Genomic DNA, 26,502 nt, shown 5'->3' on the forward strand with positions numbered 1-26,502 from the left:
TCAAACTGGCCCGCCTCGACAGATACATTCGGGGCTGGGCCAGCTACTTCCGGCTGGCAAAGACGCACCGGTTGTTTGCGGACCTCGACGGCTGGATCCGAAGCCGTTTACGGATGTGCCTGATGAAACAGTGGTTCAAACCGCGAACCCGGGTGAGAAAGATGATCGAACTCGGTTTGCCGGTGGACGAAGCCCGAGGCTACAGCCAACACAAGCGCTGGTAGTTCTTGGCCCAACTCCACCACACGCGGTTTCTGATGAATAACCACTGGTGGCGCGACCAAGGCTTCCGGGGTGTGAATTTCTACATGAACCGGTTCGCCAACACTTGACCAACCGCCGTGGTACGGATCCGTATGCCCGGTGGTGTGGGCGGACGGGGGCTAGCCCCCCTCCGACCCGATAGCAAACGTCACGCCTTCTTCACCCACCTGAAAACCAACGCGCCTAGCATCGGGGCAACCTGTCCACAGTGGAAGCCCCATGCAGACTGCCCAGAAGCCCCGGGAACCGGATCCGACCGCGCCAAACCCGGCCTCGGAACTGAACGACCAACCGAACCTGACCGCGGTGCCCAGGCAGCGGTTGCGCATCGCCATGATCACGGAGACCTTCCCGCCCGAGATCAACGGCGTGGCCCACACCCTGCACCAGATGGTGCATAGCATGCTGGAGCGAGGGCATGAGGTTCACCTGATCCGCCCACGCCAGGGCAAGGGTGACAACGGCACCCTGGCACCTCGGGAAGGGCTGCAGGAGCAGCTCACCCAGGGTCTGCCGATCCCCGGCTACCCCGGCCTGCATTTTGGCCTGCCGGCCCGTGGCGCCATCCGCAAGGCATAGAAGGCCAACCCGCCGGACGTGATCTACGTGGCCACCGAGGGTCTGCTGGGCGGCTCCGTGCTATCCGCGGCCCGGGCCATGGGTATCCCGGTGATCAGCGGCTTCCACACCAACTTCCATCGCTACAGCCAGTATTACGGCCTGGGGTTCCTGGCGCCGGCGATCAGCTGGTTCCTGCGTCGCTTCCATCACCGCACCCAGTGCACCCTGGTGCCCACCGACACCCTGGCTCAAGAGCTGCAGGAGCAGGGTTTTGGCACCTGCCGCGTGCTGGCCCGGGGCGTGGACACCCAGCTATTCAACCCCGCCCGTCATCGACCTGACCTGCGCGCCCAATGGGGCCTGGAGCCCGATGACCCGGCGGTGATCTACGTGGGCCGCCTGGCAGCGGAAAAGAATCTGGACCTGGCCGTGGAGGCCTTTCGTGCCATGCAGGCCCGCCAGCCCAAGGCGCGATTCATTCTGGTGGGCGATGGCCCCGCCGCCGCTGAACTGAGTGCACAGCACCCCGACCTGATCCTGGCGGGCGTGCACATCGGCGAGGAGCTGGCGGGTTATTACGCCAGCGGCGACATCTTCCTGTTCCCGTCCACCTCGGACACCTTCGGTAACGTGGTCCTGGAGGCCATGGCATCGGGTCTGGCGGTGGTGTCCTACGACTATGCCGCGGGACGTCAGCATCTGCGCCACGGCGAGAGCGGCATGCTGGCCCGCTTCGATGATGCCGAGCAATTCATGGAATTGGCCACCGAGCTGGTGGCCGAACCAGACACCTGGCGGCGCCTGGGCACCCAGGCCCGCGCCGAAGCCGAAACGGTGGACTGGCGCTGTGAGCACGACCGGCTGGAAGCCCTTTTCCTTGAGTACGCCCAAGCCAAGTGAGGTGTTCCCCATGCGCATGATGCAGCGAATGACCGAAGCCGAACTCCCCCTGTGCCTGGCCTTCAACCGGGCCAACCACCAGTGGTTCACCCACCGGACCTTTGCCGTGGTGAGCCGCCTGGGCAATGGGGTGTTCTGGTATGTGCTGATGCTGGCCCTGCCCGTCATCCATGGCCTGTGGGCCCTGCAGGTGAGCCTGCACATGGCGCTGGTGGGCCTCCTCTGCCTGCCCATCTACAAGCTCCTGAAGCAGACCACGGTGCGCGACCGGCCCTACACCCAGAACCAGGACATCCTGCAGAACGTGCCGGCCCTGGACCGTTTCAGCTTCCCCTCCGGCCACACCATGCACGCCGTGGCCTTCACCATCATCCTGGTGGCCTATCTACCCACCTGGGCCTGGCTGGTGGTGCCCTTCACGGTGATGATCGCCCTGTCCCGACTGGTGCTGGGCCTGCACTATCCCAGCGACGTGCTGGCGGGCGCCGGCATCGGCGCTCTGGTGGCCTGCGTCAGCCTGATGCTTTAAGACCTCGAACGCCTCAATCCGCGCACAACCGAAGGGCTCGCAACTGCGAGCTCTTCTTGCGTTGGTGAGACTGCATGCGCACCAGGATGTCGTTGAGGGTGTGCACTGCTTCATCCGTTCCCGGATGCTGGCGAACAAGGACGCCAGCATCCGGATACGATCCTCTATCCACTGCCGCCGATGTTCAAAACTTCTGCCGGTAGCATGATCTTGCCCGCAGAGGAAGGTGCGCCGCACACAGCGCAAGATGATGTGGTAGTAGGGCGTGTCTGTGAGCGAAATCTGTTCACAGCGGGCTTCACCGAGGAAGAATTGGCGGCGCGGGACACACCGCTGAGCGGGATTTTCGAGGTGGAGAAGGCGTCGAAGGACGTGGAGGCCCTGCAGGGGGCGGTGAAACGTCTGGCGGCCCGCATCAGGGCCCATCCGGAGAAGGCGCGACTGGATGAGGTGATCACCCGCTGGCTCAAGCGTCACCTCAAACGTCTGGGTGCCGAGGCGGAGCAGGCGCTGGAAGAGATCAACAGTTTGGTGGAGGACCATGCGATGCTGGCGGAAAATCTTCAGACATGGGCGGAAAAGGAGCGGCAGAAGGGACGACAGGAAGGACGGCTGGAAGGTCAGCGCTTGGCAGCCATGAACCTGCTCAAGCTGGGCTTGTTGACCGACGAGCAGATTGCCCAGAGCACCGGTCTGTCCTTGACCGAGGTGATTGCCCTGCGCTCGGGTCAGGCCCACTGAAACGGCGCGAGACTTTTTTCGGGATTCGTCACGGCGTTTCCGGGCTTCCTTCAGGGAAGTCTCGGGGTAAGCCCCAAGGGATACCGGCTGTCAAAGGATCTCATGGGTTTTCACGGGACGAGCGGAAACAAAAAAGCCCCCGTTTCCGGGGGCTTAGAGATCTTCCTGGTACTGCTTGTACTTCAATTTGGTGGGCGGTAGTGGGATCGAACCACTGACCCCTGCCGTGTGAAGGCAGTGCTCTACCGCTGAGCTAACCGCCCGAGTGCGAAGAAGGCGTGATTATAGGGAGGCACCCCGGGGCTGTCAACACGCCTGCCGGGGTTTTTTAATTCCGCCATTCGGGTGTTTTGAGCAGGTGTCCGGCTTCCTCCAGGGTGAACTTCATGAAGGCCTGGGCCACGCCGGAAAAACGCTTGCCCCGGGGGTGGACCACATACCATTGGCGCTGGATGGGGAAACCTTCCACGTCCAGCACCACCAGGCGTTTCAGAATCAGCTCCATCTCCAGGGTGTGCAGGGACAGCAGGCCCAGGCCCAGCCCGGCTTCCACCGCCTGCTTGATGGCTTCGCTGCTGTGCATCTGCTGGGTGGCTTGCAGGGTGATGCCGTGGGTCTCGAAAAAACGTTCCGCGGCGCCCCGGGTGCCGGAGCCTTCTTCGCGCACCACGAAATGTTCCGTGGCCAGACGGGAGACCGGGATGTTGCTTTCCCGCGCCAGCGGGTGATCCGGCGGAGCGATGATCACCAGAGGATTCTCCAGGAAGGGGTGGGCGGCCGGCTCGCCCGAGGGGGGTTGGCCCATGATGGCCAGATCCATTGCATTCATCTCCAGCAGCTTGAGCAGGGATTCCCGGTTGGTGACCTCCAGGGTCACGGAGATATCCTGATGACGTCGATGGAACGCCGCAATCAGCCGGGGGACAAAGTAGTTGGCCGTACTGGCAACGGCGATGTTCAGGTGCCCGCGCCGCAGGCCCTTCATCTCGTTGAGCACCATTTCCACTTCCGCCAGCTGATTGGCAATCGCGCAGCTGTAGTGATAAAGCTCCTTGCCCGCATCGGTAAGATAGATCCGTTTGCCGATCTGCTCGAACAGGGGCAGGCCCACATGTTCTTCCAGCTGCTTGATCTGCATGGAAACGGCCGGTTGCGTAAGATGCAGTTCTTCCGAGGCTCTGGTATAGCTCAGATTTCGGGCGACCGCCTCGAAGGCCTTGAGTTGTCGGAAGGTGAAGTTCATGTGCCTTGCCTCCATGGGGCAGGATTATCCTCGGCCAGACGGAGGTGCTGGCTCCGTGTTTGGTCACAGCCACATCATATGAGTATTGCCTAATGGGAACAGGAATAAAAATCGGGTATTCCAGTCGAATTTTCACGGTCCCGAACGTACAACGAGAGGTTGATCGGGTGTGAGCGAGCAGGACATGACCATGGCCCCGGATCCGAAGACCGAGATTTCATCCGACAGGATGCATCATCCTCTGGCCGCGTCGGCCAACCACGGCAGACTGCATGCCTTCGAGAAGGTGTTCGAAGCCAAGCTGGAAGCCCTGATCCCGGCGCTCCGGGAGATGCAGTATCAGGCCATGGGCCCCGACCATGCCCGCCGGATCCAGGCCATGGCCCAGGATCGGTTGGGTTTTTCATGGCCGGATGAAGTGGTCGAGCGCTCCTGGGTCGGTGGACTGGATGTGCGCCGGCTGTATGCCCACGGCATCTTTCGCATCCTGTCGCAGATGGTGGAAGGGGCCTGGAGCGATTGCCCCGCCCCGATGAGGGATGTGGAAACGGTGCTTGGGGAGCTGCTGGACTGTGATGTCCACGCCATGGTGGCGAGTGCCTGTCCGGATGGTCGCCTGATGGGGCTCAAGCGCTTGATCCTGCGCCTGCCTGGCCTGCAGGTTCGGCCCTGTGCCCGTGTGGGCGGGTTCTTCGACGTGGATAGTCAGGTGGAGCACTGGCGCTACTGCGAACTGCTGCGGCATCTGGAAGGAGTGCCCGTTCCGGCCAACGTCCCTTCCCGCTATGTGAAGGCTTGCGTCTATCACTTCCGGTCTGTGCAGCCCGCACAGCCTTGCTGCGAGGCCGATGGCAATATCGAAAACCTAGCGGCTTCGCTACTGGACCGTCTCCAGGGTTTCAGGGAGTCTTTGGGCAACGGCCTGTCCCGCTCCCCGCCGGTGGATACCCTGTTGATCGGCGTGGATACGGACACCGACGGGATCCGGATCCATGTGCCCGACGCCCATGGCCGGATGCGCACCGATGTCTTCGTCGACAGTGCCGTTTTATATCGTCAGACCCTGTCCCTGGAGCCTCGCGTGGCTTCCCTGCGGCTGTATCAGAGCATTCATCAGGCGGTGCGTGATCTGGGAGGCGAGGGCGGGGGAGGGGAGCCGCCCCGGGAGGGGTTGGTGCGCCTGATCGCCCGTTTGTTGCAGGGTAATCTGTCCCAGCTGGACTACTTGCGTCTGTATCGTGATGGCCGGCATGCCCAGGGGGAGCGGACGGAACGACTGATCATCGTCGGTGATGCCCTGGATGAGGTGCAGTTGCGCAATCTGGCCTGGTGCATGGGGGCCGCGCCCATGGAGGTGATGGGGGAGGCCCTGGACATCGGCGTGCAGGGCGTGCTCAAGGGGGAGGCCGCACGACTTGGCCTACCGGTGCCGGTGCTGGTCCACCGACTCTACGATGCCCATGTGCCGGGCAGCAGGGAGCGTGAAGCCGGCCGCTGTCTTGCCCTGTGTCGGGCCATCGAGGATCGACATGCCGCCCTGGTACTCAAGGGCGGCATGGTCTGTCAGGGGGTATTGCGGGCCCGTGACGCCGGTGGGGCGCTGGAGTTTTTGGGCCCGCGGGGCCAGGAACCACTCAGGGTGTGAACGGCAGGGGCTGATCGCCCCGATATTCCACCGAGGCCTCCTTGAGGATGGAAGCTTCCGTCGCCTGGTTCATCACGATGATGCTGATGCGCCGGTTGATGGGGTTTTCCGGGTTTTCCCGGTCAAACAGCACCGTGGAACCCAGCCCGACCACACGGCCCACCTTACCTTCCTCCATGCCTCCCGCCAGCATGGCGCGTCGAGCCGCGTTGGCCCGGTCGGCGGACAGTTCCCAGTTGCTGTAATTGGCCCGGATGAAGGGGCGAGCATCGGTATGTCCGGTAATGCTGATCTTGTTGGGAACCTGGTTGATGATGGCGCCCAACTCCCTCAGGATATCCGTGGAATAGTTCATGAGTTGGGAGCTGCCCAGGGCGAACATGGGGCGATTCTCCCGGTCGACGATCTGGATGCGCAGACCTTCCGGTGTTATGTCCAGCAGCAACTGGTCCTTGAAGGGCTCCAGTGCCTGGCTCTGCTCCATGGCTTCTTCCAGCACTTCCTTGAGGTTTTCCAGTCGCTCTCGATCCAGTTCCTGGGCGATTTCTTCGGCCCGATGCATGTCGATGGCCCCTTCAAAATCGATGACGGAGGGGGAGACGCCCTGGCCTTCCGTGGGGTGGGGCGGGGTAGGGCTGATCCCCATGGCGGCGGATGGGTTCTGGAAGTATTCGGAGATCGCCGCCTTCTGCAGGTCATCCGTGAATCCCAGGATCCACAGCAGCAGAAAGAAGGCCATCATGGCAATGGCGAAGTCTGCAAAGGCGATCTTCCAGGCGCCACCGTGATGACCGCCATGCTTGACGATCCGTTTGATGACGATCGGCTGTTTTTTCTCCTCCATTGCCAAGGCTGCCTACTCCTTGTTGCCGCGCAGATGCTGTTCCAGCTCGATGAAGCTGGGACGCATGCTGGAAGCCATGGCCTTGCGACCGAACTCCACTGCCACCTGAGGGCTGTAGCCCTGCACATTGGCCAGGATGCAGGCCTTGAGCACCGCCATGTATTTGGTTTCCTCGTCGGCGCGGCGCTCAAGGGCATTGGCCAGTGGACCCACGAAACCGTAGGCTAGCAGGATGCCGGTGAAGGTGCCCACCAGTGCAGCGGCCACCAGGCCACCGATCTTTTCGATGGGGCCATCCAGGGCGCTCATGGTGTTCACGATTCCCAGCACCGCTGCGACGATACCGAAGGCGGGCAGACCGTCCGCCACTCGGGTCACGGCATGGGCCGGTTCGGCCACTTCGTGGTGATGGGTCTCGATGTCGATGTCCATGAGGTTGTCCAGCTCAAAGGAGTTCATGCTGCCGCTGACCACCAGGCGCATGTAGTCCGAGATGAACTCTACGGCATGGTGATTTTTCAGTACCCGTGGATACTTTTCGAACAGGGGGCTGTTTTCCGGTTCTTCGATATCTGCCTCGATGCCCATCAACCCTTCCTTGCGTGCCTTGGTGAAGAGGTCATACATCAGGCCCAGCAGTTCCATGTAATCATCTTTCTTGTAGACGGGACCGCCCATCATCTTGGGGATGATGGTGAAGACTTTGATGATCGTCTTCATGGGATTGGCGATCACGAAGGCACCGAAGGCGGCCCCCAGGATGATGACGAATTCGTAGGGCTGCCAGATCAGGATGAGCTGGCCACCGTGGGCGGCCCATCCGCCCAATACGGCCACGGTAACGATGATTGAGCCTAAGATCAGATTCACGGGCCGTGTTCCTCCTGGCGCCTGGCTGGGATATGGACTGGCTAGATTAAGAGAACCAAGTCCATAATAGCCGAATGTATCCTTTGTGAGACACTGCTTAATCTTGAAGGGGGCAAGCGGATGGACAAAAGGCAACTGGATGAGTGGGTCAGTGTCTTCGATCGGCAGTCCCTGCCCTTGCTGCCCGGTACTCGAGACATGCTGGCAGGGCTGGAGTCGGATCGTCTATCCAGCATGCGAGTGGTGGCGCGACTGATCCAGCGCGACCCGGGTCTGGCCCTCAGGGTGGTTCGCACCGCCAATGCGTTACCTCATCGACACTTCCGTACCGAAGTCGTGTCCCTGGATGAGGCCGCCATGATGATCGGCATTCAGGGCATTCTGCGTTGCCTGGAGCAGGCCATACCCTTGGACCAATTGCTGGAAGACCCGGAGGCGCGGACCCGCTACACCCAGGTAGCCGCCCGTGCCGCCTATACCGCCTTGCTGGCGGAAGTCTGGGGGGATATCCGGCACGACATGGTACCCGGTGAGGTATCACTGGCGGGGCTGTTCTACAACCTGGGGGAACTCCTTCTGGCCGCCCACCGGGAACGCCGCATACAACGGTATCTCACGCTCATCATGGACAGCTGTGTCCTGCCCCATGAAGCCGAGTATGTGGCGCTCGACCTGAGTCTGCGGGCCATCGGCCACCGGCTGGCGGAAACCTGGCAGCTTCCGGAGATGGTACGCCACTGCATGTCACCCGCCAATGCCCGACACCTGCGCACCCTGGGGGTGATGCTGGCGGCCAAGCTGGCCCGGGAAGCCATGCGCGGCTGGCGTGCGCCCGGTCTGATCAGGGATCTGAGGCTGGCGGCGGAATATCTGGATATAGATATGGAAACCTTGGTGGCGCAACTCAATCGGGTCAGCGAGGAATTCAATCTGAACCTGGATCTGTACGACATGGCACCGATCCCGGTGCTGGTGCCCGAGGAGATCGAAGTCAGGCTGGAAACGGGAGGGGACGCTTCTGCGTCGCTCTTCTGCCTGGCTCCCCGGTCGAACCGGTTTGCCGAGGCTGAGGCCTGCCTGCGGGCTGCCACACTGACTGACGCAGACGCGGTACTGGACGTGCTGGTGACCGGGCTGCACCACGGCCTGGGCCTTAATCGCGTGGTGTTTGCGCGCCTTGACGAAAACGGGGAAAGGCTGGTGCCGGCTATCATGGAGGGGACCGACCATGAGCCGGATTTCAACCGGTTCACCGTGGCTCTCGGCGGCGGTCATCTGGTATCCGTGCTCATGAAACGACCGGCCTCGTTCTGGCTCAATCCCGGTAATGCAGAGGCGATGTGGCCGCAGGTGCCCGAGGCACTGCGAGAGGTCGTCGGCGTGCGGGATTTCCTGCTCCACTCCCTGTTTGTCGGCGAGCGTCCCATCGGCATGCTCTACGCCGACCGGCGTTCTCCGGCCTGTGCCCTGGACAGGCAGGCACAGGCCGGATTCAACCATCTGGCGGGGCTGGCGCAGGCTGAGTTGCTGCGGCTGGATCAGACGCTCGGTACCAGGCCTCGCCCTCGGGCCGAGCCGATCAGGACGCTGCGTTGATCAGCCCTTGCCGTAGCGGCGTTCGATGTACTGCGCCACCAGTTGCTGAAATTCCTCGGCGATGTGGTCGCCCTTGAGTGTGACGGTCTTTTCCCCATCCTCGTAGACCGGGGCTACCGGCATCTCGCCGGTGCCCGGCAGGCTGATACCGATGTTGGCATGCTTGCTTTCACCAGGGCCGTTGACCACGCAGCCCATCACCGCCACGGTCATCTCCTCGACACCCGGATAGCGTTTGCGCCACTCGGGCATGTTGTGGCGGATGTGGTTCTGGATGTCCTGGGCCAGATGCTGGAAATAGTCGCTGGAGGTGCGACCGCAACCGGGGCAGGCTACCACTGCCGGACTGAACCGGCGCAGTTCCAGACTCTGCAGGATCTCCTGGGCCACGATCACCTCCTTGACCCGGTCGGCACCCGGCTCCGGCGTGAGAGAGACGCGGATGGTATCGCCGATGCCTTGCTGCAGCAGCACTGCCAGAGCGGCGGTGGAGGCAACGATGCCCTTCACGCCCATGCCCGCCTCGGTCAGTCCCAGGTGCAGGGGATAGTCGCAGCGGGCGGCCAGTTCCGTGTAGACGCGGATCAGCGGCTGCACCCCGCTGACCTTGCAGGACAACAGGATGCGGTCGTGGGGCAGGCCGATCTCCTCGGCGCGCCGGGCGCTGCTCAGGGCGGATTCGATCAGCGCCTCGCGGTTGATATCCTGGATGTCCAGGGGCTGATCCCGGCGGGCGTTCTCGTCCATCATGCGGGCCAGCAGTTCCTGATCCAGACTGCCCCAGTTGACGCCGATGCGCACCGGCTTGTCATGGCGGCAGGCCATCTCGATCATCTGGGCGAACTGGGTATCGCGACGGGCGCCTCGGCCTACATTGCCCGGGTTGATGCGCAGCTTGGCCAGGGCCTCGGCGCAGGCCGGATACTTGCTGAGCAGGCGATGCCCGTTGAAATGAAAATCCCCCACCAGAGGCACATTCAGGCCCATGGCATCGAGGCCTTCACGGATGCGGGGGACGGCAGCGGCGGCTTCTTCGGTGTTGACCGTGATACGCACCACTTCCGAACCACCCCGGGCCAGGTCGGCCACCTGGCGGGTGGTCCTTTCCACGTCGGCGGTATCCGTGTTGGTCATGGACTGCACCACCACCGGAGCATCACCGCCAACCACCACATGGCCGACGCGGACGGGGACGGTGACATGGCGACGATAACCTGGGATATTGGAAGTCATCAGTTTGCGCCTTCAAGCGTCTGGATCGTGAGAGTGCGCCATCTTATCAGGATTTGGATGGACGGTGGTCCCGTGCCCGCCCAGGTTGACGGTTCCGGCCGCTCACCCCATAATCCCCACCCTTATCCGAGCAATGGTGACCTGCACCGGTCCCCTCGCGACAATAAGCTGTGAACCCCGCCAGGCCCGGAAGGGAGCAACGGTAACAGTGGACTTGGGCGCCGGGGTGTGGCTGGTGTGGGTTGCCACCCCCCTTCAAGTAACGTATGCGTGCAGGTTTTCCGGCAGGGCTGGTCTTGTCGCCCCCGGGGCCGCTACCATGGCGCGATTCCAAGTGTCGTCCACGGAGTGCGCCATGACTCAGCCACGTTTCATTCTTCTTGCCGCCCTTGCCTTGATCTGCCTGGGGTGGTTTGCCCAGGCGGGTGCTGCCGAACTCCAGATCCGCGACCTTGAAGTCGGCGACGGTCCACGGGCCGATCGTCACCATGCCCTGCAGGTGCATTACACCGGCTGGCTGGAAGACGGTACCCGGTTTGATTCCAGCCATGAACGGGGCGAGCCCCTGAGCCTGATCCTGGGGCAGGGGCAGGTCATCCCCGGTTGGGAGATGGGTCTTGTGGGCATGCAGGCTGGCGGCAAGCGGGAACTGATCATCCCGCCTCAACTGGCCTACGGTGAGCGCGGCGCCGGTCGGGTGATCCCACCCAATGCCACCCTGCGTTTCGAACTGGAACTGGTGGCGGTGGAGCCGCCGCCCTTCACCAACGTGAGCAATGACGAACTGGCCGAACTGATTGCCGCCGGGGTCAAGGTCATCGACATCCGGCGCCCGGAGGAATGGCGCGAGACAGGAGTGGTGGAAGGCAGCTACCTGATCACCGCCTTTGACGCCAATGGCCGCTTCGTGCGCAGTTTCCCCCGCCATCTGACCCGAGTGGTGGAGCGGAACGAGCCCTTCGTGCTCATTTGCCGGGTGGGCAACCGCACCGGCGTCCTGGCCCGGTTCATGGCGGAAGAAGCAGCTTACACCCAGGTGATGAATGTGACCGACGGCATCCTGGGCTGGTTGGGGGAGGGGCGCACTGTCAGCAGCGACTGCCCCAGCCTGCAGTCCGGTCAGCGTTGCTGAGCGCGGAAGGGATCCCGGTTCATGTCACCGCATCGTTATCGTTTGATCATTTCCTGTCCTGACCGAGTGGGCATCGTTGCCGCCGTGAGCGGCTTTCTGGCCAGTCACGGCGGTTCCATCACCGAGGCCAGCCAGCACTCGGATGCCTCCACCGGCTGGTTCTTCATGCGTTACGAGATCGATGCCGGCACGCTGCCCTTCGATCTCGACGGTTTCTGCCGGGCCTTCGAGCCCATCGCCGGGGAGTTCGCCATGCAGTGGCACGTCACCGACGCCCGTCTGCCGCGGCGCGTGGTGCCCCTGGTGAGCAAGCTGGATCACTGTCTGACGGATCTGCTCTATCGCTGGCGCTCCGGGGATCTGCCCATGGACATCCCCTGCGTGATTTCCAACCACGAGGACATGCGGGACTATGTGGAGTGGCACGGGATTCCTTATCACCATGTTCCGGTGGACCGGCAGGACAAGGCATCGGCCTTTGCCCGGGTTTCCCAACTGGTGGACGAGGCCCGCGCGGACGTGGTGGTGCTGGCCCGCTACATGTAGATCCTGCCCCCGGACATGTGTGCCCGTTATGCCGGGCGCGTGATCAATATCCACCACAGCTTCCTGCCGTCCTTTGTCGGCGCCAGGCCCTATCACCGGGCTTTTGATCGGGGGGTGAAGCTCATCGGCGCCACCTGTCATTACGTGACCGATCAACTGGACGAGGGGCCGATCATCGAACAGGACGTGATCCGGGTCCGGCACGACGACACGGTGGACGATCTGGTGCGACTGGGGCGCGACGTGGAGCGGGCCGTGCTGGCCCGAGGGCTGCGTTACCATCTGGAAGACCGGGTGCTGGTGTACGGCAACAAGACGGTGGTGTTTGATTGAATATCGCCGGGGGACAACAAAAAAGCCACCGTTTCCGGTGGCTTTTTTGTACTTTTGTATGGCGGAGAGGGAGGGATTCGAACCCTCGATACGGGGTTACCGTATACACACTTTCCAGGCGTGCGCCTTCGACCGCTCGGCCACCTCTCCGCTGATTGTTTCGCCGCGCAGTGGCAGCGATTGATCCGGTGGGCCTGGCCCGTCCCGATCAAGGTGCCGAAAGATACCTGAATCTTTCGGCTTTGGCAAATCCCTTTGCCGATTTTTTCTAGCCATCCTTGCGCGGAGGGGTCCCGCCCTGGGGCAGGTAGCTGGCGGGGAAGGCGGTGACGTTGGCGCCCAGCTCGCTGATCTTGGCCACGCCTTCCTTTTCCACCTCGTCGATGCGGATGATGGCATGCATCGGGATCAGGCTGCGGGTGACGGATGCAAACTCGGTCTTGAGCTTCTCCTCGCCCGGGTCCACCACGATGGCGCTGCGCTCGCCGAAGATCAACTCTTCCACCACCACGAAACCATACATCTCACTCTGGTACACCTGGCGGGCGAAGACCTCGTACACCTTGCCCTGGTTGATGAAACAGACTCGATAGATATGCTTGGAACTGGCCATGTCGCCTCTGCAAAGGGGATGACGGAATACCGCCGCCCCCGGATGGGGGCGGGCAGGGCATTCTATCAGAGCGGGCCGATGCACCCGCGTCTACCACAGGGTCCCGTTGCGCCAGTCCCGGATCACCAGCCCCAGTAGTACCAGGATGCACAGGGTGGTGATGACGGTGGACGTGACGATCAGCACGGTCAGGAATTCAACGGATGCCATGGCATGCTCCCGGGTTCAATGTCTGGGCGGCGGTTCCTTGAGGGTTTCCCAGTCAAAGGACTGGGGCCACAGCCAGGTGGTCAGCAGCACGATCACCATGGACACGGCCGCACCCACCAAGGCACCCACGTAGAAACCGATCAGGAAATAGGCGCTGATCCCCGCCAGGCTGCCCAGCACCATGGCCAGGGAAGCACCGATGCGGTTGGTCCGACGCCAGTACAGCCCGGCGGCGATAGGCCAGATGGTGCTGGCCACGAAGGCCCCGGTGAAATGCAGCAGTTCCGCCAGGGTGGTGATGCGCGGCAGGCAGAGCAGCCAGGCAATGACCCCCAGCAGCAGAATGGTGACCTTGGTGGCGGTGCGCAGATGGGCCGCCGTGGCCTGGGGGCGCAGGTGCCGGTAGTAGATGTCCCGCACCACCAGCATGGCCGTGGCCGCCAGCAGGGAGTCCAGGCTGGAGGCCAGGGCGGCAAACACCATCACCAGCACGATGATGGCCCCCGCCAGCCCCAGCAGTTCCGAGGCGACGATGGGACCCACCATGTCGGCGGCGGGAATGTTCACCCCCAGTGCCGGTGCGGCCAGGGCGATGAAACCGGCGACGATGGGGATCGGCGCCCAGAAGATGCCTGCCAGCAGGTAGGCCCACATGCCCACCCCCTCGCGGAAGGAATAGGCCCGGGTCCACCACACGTTGGAATGGAAGATCTCCCCCATGCCGAACAGCAGGTTGTTGAACAGGAACATGATCGCCGCCGGCATCAGCAGGGTGAGCAGTTCCGGTCGTTCCAGCCGCAGACTGAGGTGAATCTCGTCAAAGCCGATGCGACCGATCACCAGCCAGGCGATGGCCACCAGGCCGACCAGGATCAGGATCGACTGGATGAAGTCGGTGCCGATGACGGCGCGAAAGCCGCCGATCAGGGTGTAGGCCACGCAGGCCGCCAGGATCACCGTCATGCCCTGCCAGTAGGGGATGCCGGAGAGGGCATGGGTGAGCACGCCGCCGGCCATGCCCAGGCTCACCAGCCAGCCGAAGCTGTAGAAGATGGAAATGGCCAGGAAGATCCGCCAGGCGAGATGGCCGTAGCGCAGACGGACGAAGTCGCCGCTGGTATAGCCATAGGGCATGAGCAGCCGAATGCGCTTGGCCAGCGGGGCGAACAGCAGCAGACCCACGGAACCCAGTGCATAGCCGATCATGCCCCATAGACCGATCTGATAGGCCAGCTGCGGGGCCATCATGGTGGTGTTGCTGGTGACCCAGGTGGCCATGGCGGTGGCGGTCCCCACCGCCAGCCCCACCTTGCGTCCGGCCAGCACGAACTGATCCAGCTCCTTGTCCCGGCGGCCGAAGTACCAGCCAAGACCCACGTACAGGGCGGTGAACAGGGCGATCAGCAGCCAGGCCAGCCACGGTTCCAGAATGGCGGTTTCCTGAATGCTCATCGGATTCTCCTGCCGGTGACGATCAGGGCGATGGTGGCCAGGAAGACAACGGCGCCCACGCCAAAGAGGGTCAGGGCCTGATGGAGTGCGTGATGCCTGACCTCGACGGTCAGGGGCGGACTCCAGTCGGAACGGGAATCGTCGGCCAGGGTGGCCTGGACCCGATAGTGAAAGGTGCCGTCACCGCGGCCGCTGATCACGGTGGCCCGGTCGGCGCCTTCGTAGAGAACCCGCGCCTCCTGGAAGTCGGTGGCGCGGGATTCTTCCAGGCGGTAAATGGCGCCGTCGGCCTCTTCCAGGCCCCAGCGGAGCTGGTAATAACCGGCACGGGCGGTCTGGGTGGTGGCATCCAGCGTGGGCACGCCCTGGGCGAGGACGGACGTCGGCATCAGCAGGATGATGCTCAGTGCGAATGCCCACAGGGCATGGGGTGCATGACGATGTGGCATGGCGGTCTCCGCTCGCAACGGGCTTTCTTCCTCGTTTTTTTACCCTAGACCCCCGGGAAACCCGGGTCAAGGCCGCTTCCGTGCCTTAAAACCCCCAAATTGTTTGCACCATCCACCTCCTGTGGCCTAATTTATGCGCCCCTGGACTCCCCTGGAATCACTCATGTACTGGTCTTCGGTGCTCCGTGTCGTCGGGCTGCTGCTGATGCTGTTCAGCGTCACCATGCTGCCGCCGGCACTGGTGGCGATCATTTACGACGACGAGGGGTTGGTGCCGTTTCTGGTGTCCTTCGGAGTGATCCTGGCCGTCGGTACCCTGATCTGGCTACCGGTGTGTCGTCGCCGTCAGGAACTGCGCACCCGTGACGGCTTCCTGGTGGTGGTGCTGTTCTGGACCGTGCTGGGCCTGTCCGGCGCCCTGCCGTTGACCCTCTCTCATGCCCCCAGCATCTCCATCACCGATGCCGCCTTTGAAAGCATGTCCGGGCTCACCACCACCGGGGCCACGGTGCTGACCGGGATCGACGATCTGCCGGAGTCCATCCGCTTCTATCGCCAGCAGCTGCAGTGGCTGGGGGGCATGGGCATCATCGTGCTGGCGGTGGCCATCCTGCCCATGCTGGGGGTCGGGGGCATGCAGCTCTATCGGGCCGAGACTCCGGGGCCGGTGAAGGACTCCAAGCTTACCCCCCGCATTGCCGAGACCGCCAAGGCCCTGTGGTACATCTATCTCACCCTGACCATCGCCTGTGCCACCGCCTACTGGGCGGCGGGGATGAGCTGGTTCGATGCCATCGGCCACAGTTTCTCCACCGTGGCCATCGGCGGTTTCTCCACCTACGACGCCAGCATCGGTCATTTCGACAGTCCACTGATTTCCATGATCTGTGTGGTCTTCATGCTCATCGCCGGCATCAATTTCGCCATGCATTTTCTGGCCTGGCGAACCCGTTCCTTCCGGCACTATCTGCGAGAACCCGAGGTGCGCTGGTTCATCGGCATCATGGTGACCACGGGGATCGTGGTCACGACCACCCTGATGCTGACCCGGCACTACGGCGGTTGGGGCGACACCCTGCACCAGGCCATCTTTCATACCGTCTCCATCGGCGTCACGGCGGGTTTCGTCACCGACGGCGTTGATCAGTGGCCCCTGTTCCTGCCGGTCCTGCTGGTGCTGGTGGCCTTCATCGGCGGCTGTGCCATGTCCACCGGCGGGGGGATCAAGGTGATCCGGTTCATGCTGCTGATCAAGCAGGGGTACCGGGAGGTGATCCGACTGGTGCACCCCCAGGCCCAGGTGATCATTAAGGTCGGCGGCAAGCCGGTGCCCGACCGGGTGGTGGATGCGGTGTGGGGGTTTTTTGCCACTTATGTGGCGTTGTTCGGTCTGATGATGATGATCCTGATGGCCACGGGGCTGGATCAGGTGACGGCGTTTTCCGCGGTGGCGGCCAATATCACCAATCTGGGGCCGGGACTGGGGGAGGTGGCGGCCAATTACAGCAGCATCAGCGACCCGGCCAAGTGGGTGCTGATGTTTGCCATGCTGTTGGGGCGATTGGAGGTCTTCACCCTGCTGGTGCTGTTCACCCCGGCTTTCTGGCGCCACTGATCCGATAAGATTTTCCTTATGTCAAAGAAACATCCCATCATCATTTGTCTGCGTGTCTGGGTTCGCGGCCAGGTTCAGGGGGTCGGGTTCCGGCCCTTCATTCATGGGCTTGCCACGGAGCTGGGGCTGTCCGGTTGGGTGCGTAATGATCCCGCCGGCGTCGAGCTCATGATTCAGGGACCACGGCCGGCGGTGGACCAGTTCCTGCATCGGCTGGCTCATCATCCGCCACCCCTGGCCCGCGTGGATGTGGTCGAAACCAATCCGCTCGAACCCATTCCGCAAATGTGCGGCTTTGCCATCGTGCCCAGCGTGGGCGGCGCCATTGCCACTGGCATGACCCCGGATGCGGCTGTCTGCCCCCAGTGCCTGGAGGAGCTTTTCGATCCGGGCAATCGCCGCTACCGCGATGCCTTCATCGGGTGTGCCCATTGCGGTCCTCGCTACACGGCCATGACGGCCATCCCCTATGACCGCGCCCATACCAGCATGGCCTCCTTTACCATGTGCGCCGCTTGTCATCAGGAATACCAGGACCCTGGTCAGCGCCGCTTTCACTCCCAGCTCAATGCCTGTCCCGAGTGCGGTCCCCGGCTGAGCCTGCTGGACCCCGGCGGCATGCCGTTGCCGGTGGATGACGTCATCCGGGCGGCACTGCAACAGATCCGGGAAGGCAAGATTCTGGCGGTCAAGGGCCTGGGGGGCTTTCACCTCATGTGCGATGCCCGCAACGAGGACACCGTCGCCCGGCTGCGGGCGCGCAAGCAGCGGGAGGAAAAGCCCTTTGCCATCATGGCCGCCAACCTGGCCTCGATCCGGGATCTGGTGCACTTTTTGCCGGAAGAGACACACCTGCTCAAGGGCTATGCGCGGCCCATTGTCCTGCTGCGCCGAAGGCCCGACAGCCGTCCCTCCCTGGAAGGGGTGGCCCCGGGGATGCAGCGCCTGGGCGTGATGCTTCCCTATACCCCCCTGCAGTATCTGCTGTTCCACGAGGCCGCCGGACGGCCCGACGGCACTCGCTGGGTGCAGGAAGAACCCCAGTCCCTGCTGCTGGTCTGCACCTCGGCCAATCTCTTCGGTGAGCCGGTCATCATCACCAACCAGGGCGCGGTGGACCGGCTGGGGCATATCGCCGATGCTCTGCTGGTGCATAACCGGGACATCCGGGTGCGCTGTGACGACAGCGTGGTCCGCATGACGGCGACCGGTCCGGGCTTTCTGCGGCGGGGGAGGGGCTTCACGCCGGAGCCGGTGCGTATGCCCCGGACCGGCCCCTGTGTTCTGGGCACCGGGGCCTGGTATAACAACACTGCCTGCATCACCCGCGGGCAGCAGGCCTTTTTGTCCCAGCATGTGGGGGATCTGGACAGTCCCGCCAGTTGCCGAGCTCTGGACGAGACCGTGGAGCACCTGATGCTGCTGCTGCGCATTCGCCCCGAGCGCATCGCCTGTGACCTGCATCCGGATTACTACAGCACCCGCCTTGCCATGCGTCTGGCCAAGGTGCTGGATGTGCCATTGCTGCGGATCCAGCACCATCATGCCCATCTGGCGGCGGTCCAGGCGGAGCACCAGCTGGACCGTCCCGTGCTTGGGCTGGCCCTGGACGGTTACGGCCTGGGGGATGACGGTACCGCCTGGGGTGGGGAACTGATGCGCATCGACGGCGCCCGTTACCAGCGTCTGGGGCATTTGCGTTCCCTATTGTTACCCGGTGGCGACCAGGCCACCCGTGAACCCTGGCGCATGGCCGCCGCGGTCCTGCATGCTCTCGGACGGGCAGACGAGATCCCGGATCGGTATCAGGTCTTTGCCGCCGCCCAGGGCCTGCCCAAGCAGATGGACACCGAACGCAATCCCCACCTCACCACCAGTCTGGGGCGCCTGTTCGATGCGGCGTCCGCCTTGCTGCGGGTGAAATGGGTGGCCCGTTTCGAGGGGCAGGCCCCCATGCTGCTGGAAGGGCTGGCCGCCCGCCACGGCCCGGAAGTTCCCCTGTCCGGGGGGTGGGTGATGGAGCAGGGGGTGCTGGATTTCATGCCCTTGCTGGCCCGACTTGCCGACGGCATGGATCCGGGGGCGGGCGCCGGCGTCTTTCATGCCACCGTGGCCCAGGGTCTGGCTTGCTGGCTGATCGAGGCGGCCAAGGCTCAAGGCATTCGTGACCTGGTGCTGGGGGGCGGCTGCTGTCTCAACCAGGTGCTGATGCAGGATCTGGTGGAGCGGCTGACCGGTGCCGGCTTCCGGGTTTATAAGCCGCAATGGTCGCCGCCCAACGACGGCGGTCTGAGTCTGGGGCAGGCCTGGATCGCCATGCAGGCCCCGATCTGATCACCCCCCGAACCATGAATTCGAGTCTGTCTGGAGTCTCAACGACGTCAAGGCGCTCAATGCCCGGGTTGAGCAGTGGATTCGGGAGAATGCCGCCGAACTCATGCAACCTCGTCCGGGCAAATGATCCACTCGGGCAGGTGTACTGTCCATTCATTCAGCCATAATGCTAAGATATCGTGATTGTTAATGTTTTAGGTAATAACAATCAATTATGGCCAACTTTTCAACCCATGTGGCAGTTGCCGGCATGGCTGCCACGGGCATGGCCTCGGGGATTGCCGTCACCGGCATGCTCTCCTGGCCGGACAGCCTGGTCCTGGGTGTGTTCCTGGTGGCGGGTACCCTGTTGCCCGACATTGACGTGGATGGCGGCCGGCCCCAGCGTTGGCTGTTTTCCCTGCTGGCGCTGGCGGCGGCCATCGTTGCCTCCAGCCTGACGGTCCAGATGCAGACCACGCCCCTGTTCACCCTGCCCGGGCAGACCGTTTCCTGTGAAGCCATCGCCGTGGGGTTTCTGGTCTGGTTGCTGATCCGCTATCCCGCCGCCTTCCTGTTCCAGAAACTCACCCGTCACCGGGGGTTGTGTCATAGCCTGGTGGTGGGCGGTCTGTGGGGACTGGGCTGGATCTGGCTGGGACTCCATTGCCTGGCGGCCGAACCCCTGCTCATCTGGCTGCAGGGGATCGCACTCTTCATCGGGTTTTTGATTCATCTCGTACTGGATGAACTCTACAGCGTGGACATCAACAACGCACGGATCAAGCGATCCTTCGGATCCGCCCTTAAAATCTGGGAACCGGCCTTTCCTTCCGGTTCCCTGCTGGCCACGGCGGCCCTCGTGACCCTGGTGTGGTTGCTGCCCTATCCGGGGGAACTGGTTCACTGGCTGCGTGGAGGCATGCTGTTGCTGGGCTAGTCCATCGCGACTTGCCCGGATGAACGCAATGCCCCACCGGGAGGATGCTGGCGTCGGGCTCTGTTAAGCTTGTCTGATCGACCGGTGAGGAACTTGCGCGCCCCCATGATTCGCCGTTTTTCTCTTTTCAGCCTGGGCCTGTTGCTCCTGCTGTTTGGTGCCGTGCCACGGGCGGATGATTTGCCCCACTACTGGGACATGGACAGTTACCTGGCGCGCTACCCACTACAGGGGGCGCTGCTCCAGGATTTCACCGAGCGGGTGAGAAGCCCGCCTTCGCCGCCATCCGCCGACGAACGGCCCGCCGCCAGGGTGGCCGTGCTGTATCCCGGCCTGCAGGCCTCGGACTACTGGCGGCGCAACCTGACGGCCTTCAGTCGCCGTGCGCAGGCTCTCGGCCTTGATCTCTCCATTACGGTTCACTCCAGCCAGCCCGGCGGTATCGATCCCATGTTGCAGGTGGAGCAGTTGCAGGAGGCGCTGTCCGGGCAGCCCGATTATCTTGTCTATACCCTGGATACGCCCATTCATCATCGTTTGGCCGAGCGCTTGCTGGCCTTGTCCTCCCCGGATAGAGCCGGCCCCAGGATCATTCTCCAGAACGTCACCACTCCCTTGCGTGCCTGGGACGGCATGCAGCCATTCCTTTATGTGGGATTTGATCATGTCGAGGGCTCGCGCATGCTGGCCCGCCACCTGATCAAGGCCACCGGAGGGGAGGGGGACGTGGTGGTGCTCTTTGCCGGTGATGGCTACATCAGCGAGGCCCGGGGAGGTACCTTCATCCGTGAAATCGCCGCCTTTCCTGATCTGAGGCTCCGCAATACCTATCTTACCCATCTGCAGATGGATGTGGCCCGGCGGGCGACCGAGGATGCGCTGGCGCGGTATCCGGATCTGGTACTGATCTATGCCTGCGCCACCGACATTGCTCTTGGGGCCGCAGTGGCCGCAGCCGGCGCGGGCCGTCAGGGGGAACTTCTCATCAATGGCTGGGGGGGAGGCGCCAACGAGCTATCCCTGATCCGATCCGGTGCGCTGACGGCCACCGTCATGCGCATGAACGACGATGCCGGGGTGGCCATGGCCGAGGCCATTGCGATGGATCTGCGGGGGCAGGGCCATCGGGTACCTCAAGTCTTTTCCGGGGAAATGGTGCTGGTGCCCCGTGACATGGATGCCGCCGTCATCGACAATCTCAAACAGCGGGCTTTTCGCTATTCCGGTCCGCCCCCAGGGGTGAGTGCTGGCCCCGTTCTTTCGTCGCCTTCCTCGGACCGTTAACCGGAAAATCACCAGCCCATGGCCAGACGCACACTGATCACCACGATCGTTGCCGCCCTGGGCGGCGGCATGGTGCTGTTCAGTGTACTGGCCGTGGTGCTGACCATCCAGGGGACACGTCAGGCGACGTTGTCCGAACTGCAACGCGGCTTTGATCGTAGCGCGGCACTGGCCACCCTGATCCTGGATCAGGAAATCGAGGGCATCCAGCGCATGAGCCATGAAATCATGCGTCTACGTCCCTTGCAGCAGGCGGTTCTGGAAGGGCGTCGGGATCTGGCGGAGCACCTGTTGTTGCGCCAGGCCCAGTTTGATCTGCAGGGTGTCTTTGACGGCCTTGTCATCAGTCGCGAAGACCAGGCCCGCTGGGTGGACGGAGGCTTTGCCATCTATCGCCGGGAGGCCCTGCTGGATTGGCTATCCCATCAGCACGAGCAGCAGGATGGACTGGCGGATACCCGGCTGCATGTCATGGTGGACGGGGATGGAAGACCCCATCTGGTGCTGGTGGTGTCCCGGCACTTTCGGGATCCGGATACCGGGCGCCGGCTGGGCAGTCTCAAGGGTGCCGTGGTCCTTTCCGATCGCCTGAGTCTGTTCAATCGGGTCAGGCAGGCGGCCGGTCTGGAGGGATTGGGCTGGATGGTTGACGGCCGGCTCTTTGTCGGGCCGCTACCGGCCGATGCGCTCATTATGGATGTCTGGTCCCGGTTGCCGTCAGCCGATCCGGCCAACGACCGATCCGTCCGTGAAGCTTCCGTCCACATCGCCCGGCGACCCATGAGCCTGGTCACCCTTGACCAAGTACCGGTCATGGTCATGAGCGTGGCGGACGCCCGCGCCGAAGCCCGTGTCCTGATCACCGTGATGACCCTGTTGGCGACGGTGATTGTCATCGTCATGTCGGGTCTGTTGCTGTTTTTGACCCGTTTTGTCGCCTTGCCCTTGCGGCGCCTGGCTGAGCAGGCACGGCAGTTGCCCGTGGGGCCGCTACGTCCCCTGACCACGCCCCGTTTCCATGTCGACGACGAACTGGGTCAGCTGGTGAATGCCTTCAATGATCTCATTCGTCGCATCTCGATCCACCAGCATGAGTTGGACCGGATGGCGCATTACGACATCCTCACGGGCGTGCCCAATCGTCGGTTGCTGGCCGATCGCATTTCTCAGGCTATTGCCCGCGCCCGCAGGAACCGCTCACCGCTGGCCATCTGCTATCTGGATCTGGATGGTTTCAAGCCCATCAACGATCGCTTCGGCCATGCCATGGGAGATCGCTTGCTGCTGGTTATCGCTGATCGCCTCAAGGCCCTGTTGCGCGCCGATGACACCCTGGCCAGGCTGGGAGGCGACGAGTTCGTGCTCCTGTTCAATAATCTGGATGACGCCAACGAGGCACACAGTCTTTTCGAGCGCATGCTCACCGCCGTGGCCGAGCCGGCGATCCTGGACAGTGTCTGCGTGCGCCTGTCCGCCAGCATGGGGGTGACCTTCTTCCCCCGCGACGACCACGACGCCGATACCCTGATCCGGCACGCGGACCAGGCCATGTATCAGGCCAAGGAGGCCGGAAAGAACCGATATGCCGTCTTTGACCTGGACCAGAGCCTCCGCCACCAGAGTCGGATGGAGTTCATCAAGTCCATGGCCACGGCGCTACAGGATGGGCAATTCCTGCTGCATTACCAGCCCCGTGTGGACCTGGTCAGCGGTCGGGTGACCGGGGCCGAGGCTCTATTGCGTTGGCAGCATCCGCAGCGGGGCTTTCTCTTGCCCGGGAGCTTCCTTGGCGAACTCAACGGCAGCGAGCTGGAATCCCAGGTGGGCCGCTGGGTCATCGAACAGGCCCTGTGGCAGATGGCCAATTGGAAGGATCAGGGACTGCATCTTCACATCAGCGTCAATGTCAGTGCGGATCATCTTCTGGAGCCGGGCTTTGCCGATTATCTGGAGGCGGCGCTGGCGCGTCATCCCCAGTTACCGCGCGAGTCCCTGGAATGTGAAATACTGGAAACCGCCACCTTCAGCGATCTCTACCAGGCGGGCAGTGTCATTGCCCGCTGCAAGAAGCTGGGGGTCCGGTTTGCGCTGGATGATTTCGGCACCGGGTATTCCTCGCTGGCCTATTTTCGCAGCCTGCCGGTGGACGTGCTCAAGGTGGATCGCAGCTTCGTCATGGACATGCTGGAAGACCCCAATGATCTGGATATCGTCGAGAGCATCGTGGGGTTGGCCGCCACCTTCAACAAGGAGATCATCGCCGAGGGGGTGGAGAGCATGGAGCAGGCCGCCTGTCTGATTCGTCTGGGTTGCCGCCATGCCCAGGGGTACGGTATTGCCCGTCCCATGTCGCCGGAGGCGTTGCCTGCCTGGATTCGGCAATGGTCGAAAAGGCCTCCCGCGCTGGCGATCCATCTTGGCGAAGGACTGCAAGGGGACCTTAACCTCACAGTGGCAGTGCGTGGCTATCAGCGCTGGTTCGATGGGATGATGCTCAGTATCCAGGAGACCCATCAGCTTCCGGATGATCTATTCAATACCCGCTTTGTCCGCTGGTACAACGGCAGTGGATCGGCCCGTTACGGCATGCATGAGGCCTTTGCAGACCTCTGGGCAGCCCATGCCAGAGTACACGAGCTGCTCTTGTCCCTGGCGGAGCACAAACGGGACGGCGCAATGCCCCCGCAACTGCATGCCCTGCTGCCTGAGCTTCAGGCGGCTCGGGGCCAGATGCTGGCATGCTTTGCCAGGCTGGAACGTCGTGGCGCGGTAGGAGAGGAGATGAGCGGGCGGCGCCGGAGCCTCTGAAGCACGCGCCTCCCGAGCAATGGGCGGGACAGATAGCGGCTTTTGCTCAAGTGTTTTCCCGCTGAGGGGGCTAAGTCATGCCCAGGCAAGGATAAACTGGCGCTATCCACAGAAGCTGTGGATAAGTGTGTGGATACCATGTCCGCAAACCGCTCAAGGCCCCATCCCTCCGTGGATTGTCTTAAAATGGTCATGAAATAACCATCTATTAAAAATTAATGAAATCATATGGTTATGATTTTTTGGTTTTCTGGAAGGTGCATGTTGACAGCTGTTCATCAGATGGTTTAGAGCATCCATCATCTGTGCATAATATCACTGCCATTCCCTGCCTGTGGCCACTGCAAGGTCAGACTGCTACCATGAAACACCCCTTTTGTTCCTTCTGGAGTCATGCATGATGCGTGTCCTTCGTCCGGCCTTCATCGCCGGCTCCCTCTTGTTGCTTTCCCATGGTGCCTTGGCGACGGATCTGAATATTCAACCAGGCGATTGGGAATTTACCAATGTCACCCGCATTCTCGGGAACAGTGCCTTTCCCGAGCACAGCACCACCAATCGCCAGTGCATCACGGCGGAAGACGTGGCCCGAGATCCGCAATTCCTGGAACTGAGTGAACACTGTGAACTGTCCAATCTTCAGGTGACGTCCGACGCCATGCGCTACGACATGGTCTGTCGAGAAAACGGGATGGAAGTCCAGATGACGGCGGACATGCGATTCCAGGGCGACCGTCTCAGCGGACAGGTCAATGCGGAACTGGAAGGTCCCATGGGGACGATGCCCATGCAGACGGATATTACGGCTCGCAGGATGGGTGAGTGTCCCTGAGCAGCTCAGGTTCGGAGCCCCGTGATCATGCTGCAGGCCGTCATCATCATCCTGTTGTGCCAGCTGGCGGGTGAAGTCACCGTATTGCTGCTGGCTCTGCCTTTTCCGGGGCCGGTACTGGGAATGCTGCTGTTGTTTGTCGGACTCTTGATCCGTGGCGAAACCCCTCCGGCACTCAAGGCCTTCAGCGATACCCTGCTGCGTTACCTGGCCCTGCTGTTCGTGCCCGCGGGCGTCGGCCTGATGGTCCATTTCGGCCTGGTGGCCCGGGACTGGCTGCCCATCCTGCTGGCACTGCTGGTCAGTACCGTCCTGGCGCTGGTGGTCACGATGCTGGTGCTTACCGGACTGATCCGGCTGCGGGAACGGTCTCATGAATGAGGACTTCACCGACATCTGGGCCTTTCTCGCCGCCAGTCCTCTGCTCTGGCTCACCATGACGCTGCTGGTGTTTCAGATCAGTCTCTGGCTCAATCGGCGTCTGGGCGGCAGCATGGTCCTGCATCCGGTTCTGCTGTCCATGACCCTGCTGATCGGCATCCTTTTGCTGACGGGGACCGACTACGACACCTACTTCGATGGCGCCCAGTTCATCCATTTCATGCTAGGGCCGGCGACCGTGGCCCTGGCCATCCCGCTGTATGAGAACCGTCACCAGATCCGGCAGTTGCTGTTACCCCTGTTGTTAGCCGGATTCACAGGTGCCTTCGTGGCTGCCGTGAGCGCGGTTCTGGTGGCCGCCGCCCTGGGCGCGGATCGCATTACCCTGTTGTCCCTGGCGCCCAAATCGGTGACGTCACCGATTGCCATGGGGATCACCGAAAAGCTGGGCGGCCTGCCGTCCCTGACGGCGGCCCTGGTACTGTTGACGGGGGCCATCGGCTGCATGCTGTCACCCTTGCTCATTCATGTGCTGCGGATTCGTGACGACCGGGTGAAGGGGTTTGCCCTGGGGTTGTCCGCCCATGGCTTCGGCACTGCCCAGGCCTTCGGCATCAGCGCCACCGCCGGTGCCTTTGCCGGACTCGGGCTTAGCCTCGCGGGCATCATGACGGCCTTCCTGCTGCCGGGTGTGGCCCCTTGGTTGCCCGGTCTGATGCTGCCCTGAGCGGTGTCTGATCCGGCGCCCGTGCAACACAGCCTATAATCACTTCATACCCCCGTGAGAGGAAACCCGAGTAGCAATGGAAACCCAGCCGGCAGAAGACACTGTGATGGAGATCTACGTCACCAAATGGGCGCTGACCAAGGGCATTGTCAAGGTAGGGGCCCAGTATGCCTCGGAAGATCGCAAGAGCATTTCCTTTCGCCTGTTTTTCGATGATCTGGGCAAGATATTCACGCTACCGGAATATGCCCACAGTGGTGAATGGTTTCACTCCCTGGAGGAAGCCAGGGCGCAGGCCGAGAAGATGCGGGCCAAGGAAATCGCCATGCATCGGCAGACCATCGAGGAACTCAAGGCGAGGAAGATTCCCGTGATCACCGCCAGCAAGGGCATGAAGGGCAGGGGCGGCATGGCCAGGATCAGGGAAGAGCTACTGAGTGA

The 26,502-nt window shown here is 62.6% G+C and carries 24 protein-coding genes, 2 tRNA genes, 1 other RNA gene and 2 pseudogenes; 20 read left to right on the plus strand and 9 right to left on the minus strand.

Annotation, left to right across the window (positions count from 1 at the left end; genetic code table 11):
* The 6 genes and pseudogenes from ECTPHS_RS11765 to ECTPHS_RS15250 all read left to right on the plus strand — a co-directional run.
* The coding region (locus ECTPHS_RS11765; RefSeq protein WP_008932976.1) for a group II intron maturase-specific domain-containing protein at positions 1–224 on the plus strand (224 nt) is incomplete at its 5' end.
* Between the two features lie 259 nt (positions 225–483).
* Positions 484–843, plus strand: a complete 360-nt coding sequence (locus tag ECTPHS_RS15245; protein ID WP_246828364.1) for a hypothetical protein — start codon at positions 484–486, stop codon at positions 841–843.
* Positions 844–858: 15 nt separating this feature from the next.
* Positions 859–1,125, plus strand: a pseudogene (locus ECTPHS_RS15375) (glycosyltransferase); the annotation flags it as partial.
* Complete coding sequence (locus tag ECTPHS_RS11770) at positions 1,126–1,725, plus strand: glycosyltransferase (protein ID WP_305807553.1); 600 nt, start codon at positions 1,126–1,128, stop codon at positions 1,723–1,725.
* Positions 1,726–1,735: 10 nt separating this feature from the next.
* Complete coding sequence (locus ECTPHS_RS11775; protein ID WP_040405909.1) at positions 1,736–2,254, plus strand: phosphatase PAP2 family protein; 519 nt, start codon at positions 1,736–1,738, stop codon at positions 2,252–2,254.
* A gap of 252 nt (positions 2,255–2,506) precedes the next feature.
* Complete coding sequence (locus ECTPHS_RS15250) at positions 2,507–2,995, plus strand: hypothetical protein (RefSeq protein WP_246828366.1); 489 nt, start codon at positions 2,507–2,509, stop codon at positions 2,993–2,995.
* Between the two features lie 188 nt (positions 2,996–3,183).
* On the opposite strand, the gene ECTPHS_RS11785 is transcribed toward ECTPHS_RS15250, so the two are convergent.
* Both ECTPHS_RS11785 and ECTPHS_RS11790 read right to left on the minus strand, forming a co-directional pair.
* A tRNA-Val gene (locus ECTPHS_RS11785) sits at positions 3,184–3,258 on the minus strand.
* A 65-nt stretch (positions 3,259–3,323) separates the two neighbouring features.
* Complete coding sequence (locus ECTPHS_RS11790) at positions 3,324–4,238, minus strand: LysR family transcriptional regulator (protein WP_008932979.1); 915 nt, start codon at positions 4,236–4,238, stop codon at positions 3,324–3,326.
* Between the two features lie 190 nt (positions 4,239–4,428).
* On the opposite strand from ECTPHS_RS11790, the gene ECTPHS_RS11795 reads away from it, so the two are divergent.
* On the plus strand, positions 4,429–5,883 hold the full coding sequence (locus ECTPHS_RS11795; RefSeq protein ID WP_040405911.1) for a carboxysome shell carbonic anhydrase: 1,455 nt from the start codon (positions 4,429–4,431) through the stop codon (positions 5,881–5,883).
* Here the strand turns inward: ECTPHS_RS11795 and motB are convergent.
* Together motB and motA are read right to left on the minus strand one after the other, a co-directional pair.
* Positions 5,873–6,733, minus strand: a complete 861-nt coding sequence (gene motB / locus ECTPHS_RS11800) for a flagellar motor protein MotB (protein ID WP_040405902.1) — start codon at positions 6,731–6,733, stop codon at positions 5,873–5,875. The genes ECTPHS_RS11795 and motB overlap by 11 nt on opposite strands.
* Before the next feature lie 6 nt (positions 6,734–6,739).
* Complete coding sequence (motA, locus tag ECTPHS_RS11805; protein ID WP_008932982.1) at positions 6,740–7,597, minus strand: flagellar motor stator protein MotA; 858 nt, start codon at positions 7,595–7,597, stop codon at positions 6,740–6,742.
* Positions 7,598–7,717: 120 nt separating this feature from the next.
* Between motA and ECTPHS_RS11810 the strand changes: the two genes are divergently transcribed.
* Complete coding sequence (locus ECTPHS_RS11810; RefSeq protein WP_008932983.1) at positions 7,718–9,193, plus strand: HDOD domain-containing protein; 1,476 nt, start codon at positions 7,718–7,720, stop codon at positions 9,191–9,193.
* On the opposite strand, the gene ispG is transcribed toward ECTPHS_RS11810, so the two are convergent.
* Positions 9,194–10,426, minus strand: a complete 1,233-nt coding sequence (gene ispG / locus ECTPHS_RS11815; RefSeq protein WP_008932984.1) for a flavodoxin-dependent (E)-4-hydroxy-3-methylbut-2-enyl-diphosphate synthase — start codon at positions 10,424–10,426, stop codon at positions 9,194–9,196.
* Positions 10,427–10,570: 144 nt separating this feature from the next.
* Between ispG and ffs the strand changes: the two genes are divergently transcribed.
* The 3 genes and pseudogenes from ffs (at position 10,571) to purU (ending at position 12,437) form a co-directional block, all read left to right on the plus strand.
* An RNA gene (ffs, locus tag ECTPHS_RS14300) (signal recognition particle sRNA small type) lies at positions 10,571–10,667 on the plus strand.
* Between the two features lie 114 nt (positions 10,668–10,781).
* Positions 10,782–11,558 (plus strand): FKBP-type peptidyl-prolyl cis-trans isomerase, encoded by a 777-nt coding sequence (locus ECTPHS_RS11820; protein WP_008932985.1) that lies wholly within the window; start codon positions 10,782–10,784, stop codon positions 11,556–11,558.
* 21 nt (positions 11,559–11,579) lie between these two features.
* Positions 11,580–12,437, plus strand: a pseudogene (gene purU / locus ECTPHS_RS11825) (formyltetrahydrofolate deformylase).
* A 59-nt stretch (positions 12,438–12,496) separates the two neighbouring features.
* Here the strand turns inward: purU and ECTPHS_RS11830 are convergent.
* The 4 genes from ECTPHS_RS11830 to ECTPHS_RS11845 all read right to left on the minus strand — a co-directional run bounded on the left by ECTPHS_RS11830 (position 12,497) and on the right by ECTPHS_RS11845 (position 15,161).
* Positions 12,497–12,587: transfer RNA gene (locus ECTPHS_RS11830), tRNA-Ser, on the minus strand.
* A 118-nt stretch (positions 12,588–12,705) separates the two neighbouring features.
* On the minus strand, positions 12,706–13,050 hold the full coding sequence (locus ECTPHS_RS11835; RefSeq protein ID WP_008932988.1) for a DUF1820 family protein: 345 nt from the start codon (positions 13,048–13,050) through the stop codon (positions 12,706–12,708).
* A 225-nt stretch (positions 13,051–13,275) separates the two neighbouring features.
* Positions 13,276–14,712: a sodium:solute symporter family protein gene (locus ECTPHS_RS11840; RefSeq protein WP_008932990.1), complete on the minus strand. Its 1,437-nt coding sequence runs from the start codon at positions 14,710–14,712 to the stop codon at positions 13,276–13,278.
* Positions 14,709–15,161 (minus strand): hypothetical protein, encoded by a 453-nt coding sequence (locus tag ECTPHS_RS11845; RefSeq protein WP_040405905.1) that lies wholly within the window; start codon positions 15,159–15,161, stop codon positions 14,709–14,711. The genes ECTPHS_RS11840 and ECTPHS_RS11845 overlap by 4 nt, the downstream gene beginning before the upstream one ends.
* Before the next feature lie 163 nt (positions 15,162–15,324).
* Here ECTPHS_RS11845 and ECTPHS_RS11850 point away from each other — a divergent pair, with 163 nt between their 5' ends.
* The 9 genes from ECTPHS_RS11850 to ECTPHS_RS11890 form a co-directional block, all read left to right on the plus strand.
* Positions 15,325–16,776 (plus strand): TrkH family potassium uptake protein, encoded by a 1,452-nt coding sequence (locus ECTPHS_RS11850; RefSeq protein WP_008932992.1) that lies wholly within the window; start codon positions 15,325–15,327, stop codon positions 16,774–16,776.
* 18 nt (positions 16,777–16,794) lie between these two features.
* Positions 16,795–19,110, plus strand: coding sequence for a carbamoyltransferase HypF (gene hypF / locus ECTPHS_RS11855; RefSeq protein WP_008932993.1), 2,316 nt, complete (start codon positions 16,795–16,797; stop codon positions 19,108–19,110).
* Positions 19,111–19,324: 214 nt separating this feature from the next.
* Positions 19,325–20,029, plus strand: coding sequence for a metal-dependent hydrolase (locus tag ECTPHS_RS11860; protein WP_008932994.1), 705 nt, complete (start codon positions 19,325–19,327; stop codon positions 20,027–20,029).
* Between the two features lie 105 nt (positions 20,030–20,134).
* The gene (locus tag ECTPHS_RS11865; protein WP_008932995.1) at positions 20,135–21,313 is read left to right on the plus strand and encodes a substrate-binding domain-containing protein; all 1,179 of its coding nucleotides are present in this window, start codon (positions 20,135–20,137) and stop codon (positions 21,311–21,313) included.
* An 18-nt stretch (positions 21,314–21,331) separates the two neighbouring features.
* Positions 21,332–24,121 (plus strand): bifunctional diguanylate cyclase/phosphodiesterase, encoded by a 2,790-nt coding sequence (locus ECTPHS_RS14095; protein ID WP_008932996.1) that lies wholly within the window; start codon positions 21,332–21,334, stop codon positions 24,119–24,121.
* A 397-nt stretch (positions 24,122–24,518) separates the two neighbouring features.
* Positions 24,519–24,953: a DUF3617 family protein gene (locus tag ECTPHS_RS11875; RefSeq protein WP_008932997.1), complete on the plus strand. Its 435-nt coding sequence runs from the start codon at positions 24,519–24,521 to the stop codon at positions 24,951–24,953.
* Positions 24,954–24,980: 27 nt separating this feature from the next.
* Entirely contained in the window at positions 24,981–25,334 is a 354-nt protein-coding gene (locus ECTPHS_RS11880) for a CidA/LrgA family protein (protein WP_040405920.1), read from the plus strand.
* Complete coding sequence (locus ECTPHS_RS11885) at positions 25,327–26,061, plus strand: LrgB family protein (RefSeq protein WP_008932999.1); 735 nt, start codon at positions 25,327–25,329, stop codon at positions 26,059–26,061. Before ECTPHS_RS11880 ends, ECTPHS_RS11885 begins: the two co-directional genes overlap by 8 nt.
* Positions 26,062–26,137: 76 nt before the next feature.
* On the plus strand, positions 26,138–26,502 hold a 365-nt coding region (locus ECTPHS_RS11890), incomplete at its 3' end, for a hypothetical protein (protein WP_008933000.1).

It is taken from the genome of Ectothiorhodospira sp. PHS-1, assembly GCF_000225005.1.
In the GTDB taxonomy this organism is placed as follows: Bacteria; Pseudomonadota; Gammaproteobacteria; order Ectothiorhodospirales; family Ectothiorhodospiraceae; genus Ectothiorhodospira.

Bases quoted from the DNA above. Each gene is read 5' to 3' on its own strand.
- ECTPHS_RS15245 (WP_246828364.1), top strand. From the start codon at position 484: ATGCAGACTGCCCAGAAGCCCCGGGAACCGGATCCGACCGCGCCAAAC.
- ECTPHS_RS11775 (WP_040405909.1), top strand. From the start codon at position 1,736: ATGCGCATGATGCAGCGAATGACCGAAGCCGAACTCCCCCTGTGCCTG.
- ECTPHS_RS11790 (WP_008932979.1), bottom strand. From the start codon at position 4,238: ATGAACTTCACCTTCCGACAACTCAAGGCCTTCGAGGCGGTCGCCCGA.
- ECTPHS_RS11795 (WP_040405911.1), top strand. From the start codon at position 4,429: ATGGCCCCGGATCCGAAGACCGAGATTTCATCCGACAGGATGCATCAT.
- ECTPHS_RS11810 (WP_008932983.1), top strand. From the start codon at position 7,718: ATGGACAAAAGGCAACTGGATGAGTGGGTCAGTGTCTTCGATCGGCAG.
- ispG (WP_008932984.1), bottom strand. From the start codon at position 10,426: ATGACTTCCAATATCCCAGGTTATCGTCGCCATGTCACCGTCCCCGTC.
- ECTPHS_RS11820 (WP_008932985.1), top strand. From the start codon at position 10,782: ATGACTCAGCCACGTTTCATTCTTCTTGCCGCCCTTGCCTTGATCTGC.
- ECTPHS_RS11835 (WP_008932988.1), bottom strand. From the start codon at position 13,050: ATGGCCAGTTCCAAGCATATCTATCGAGTCTGTTTCATCAACCAGGGC.
- ECTPHS_RS11840 (WP_008932990.1), bottom strand. From the start codon at position 14,712: ATGAGCATTCAGGAAACCGCCATTCTGGAACCGTGGCTGGCCTGGCTG.
- ECTPHS_RS11845 (WP_040405905.1), bottom strand. From the start codon at position 15,161: ATGCCACATCGTCATGCACCCCATGCCCTGTGGGCATTCGCACTGAGC.
- ECTPHS_RS11850 (WP_008932992.1), top strand. From the start codon at position 15,325: ATGTACTGGTCTTCGGTGCTCCGTGTCGTCGGGCTGCTGCTGATGCTG.
- hypF (WP_008932993.1), top strand. From the start codon at position 16,795: ATGTCAAAGAAACATCCCATCATCATTTGTCTGCGTGTCTGGGTTCGC.
- ECTPHS_RS11860 (WP_008932994.1), top strand. From the start codon at position 19,325: ATGGCCAACTTTTCAACCCATGTGGCAGTTGCCGGCATGGCTGCCACG.
- ECTPHS_RS11865 (WP_008932995.1), top strand. From the start codon at position 20,135: ATGATTCGCCGTTTTTCTCTTTTCAGCCTGGGCCTGTTGCTCCTGCTG.
- ECTPHS_RS14095 (WP_008932996.1), top strand. From the start codon at position 21,332: ATGGCCAGACGCACACTGATCACCACGATCGTTGCCGCCCTGGGCGGC.
- ECTPHS_RS11875 (WP_008932997.1), top strand. From the start codon at position 24,519: ATGATGCGTGTCCTTCGTCCGGCCTTCATCGCCGGCTCCCTCTTGTTG.
- ECTPHS_RS11880 (WP_040405920.1), top strand. From the start codon at position 24,981: ATGCTGCAGGCCGTCATCATCATCCTGTTGTGCCAGCTGGCGGGTGAA.
- ECTPHS_RS11885 (WP_008932999.1), top strand. From the start codon at position 25,327: ATGAATGAGGACTTCACCGACATCTGGGCCTTTCTCGCCGCCAGTCCT.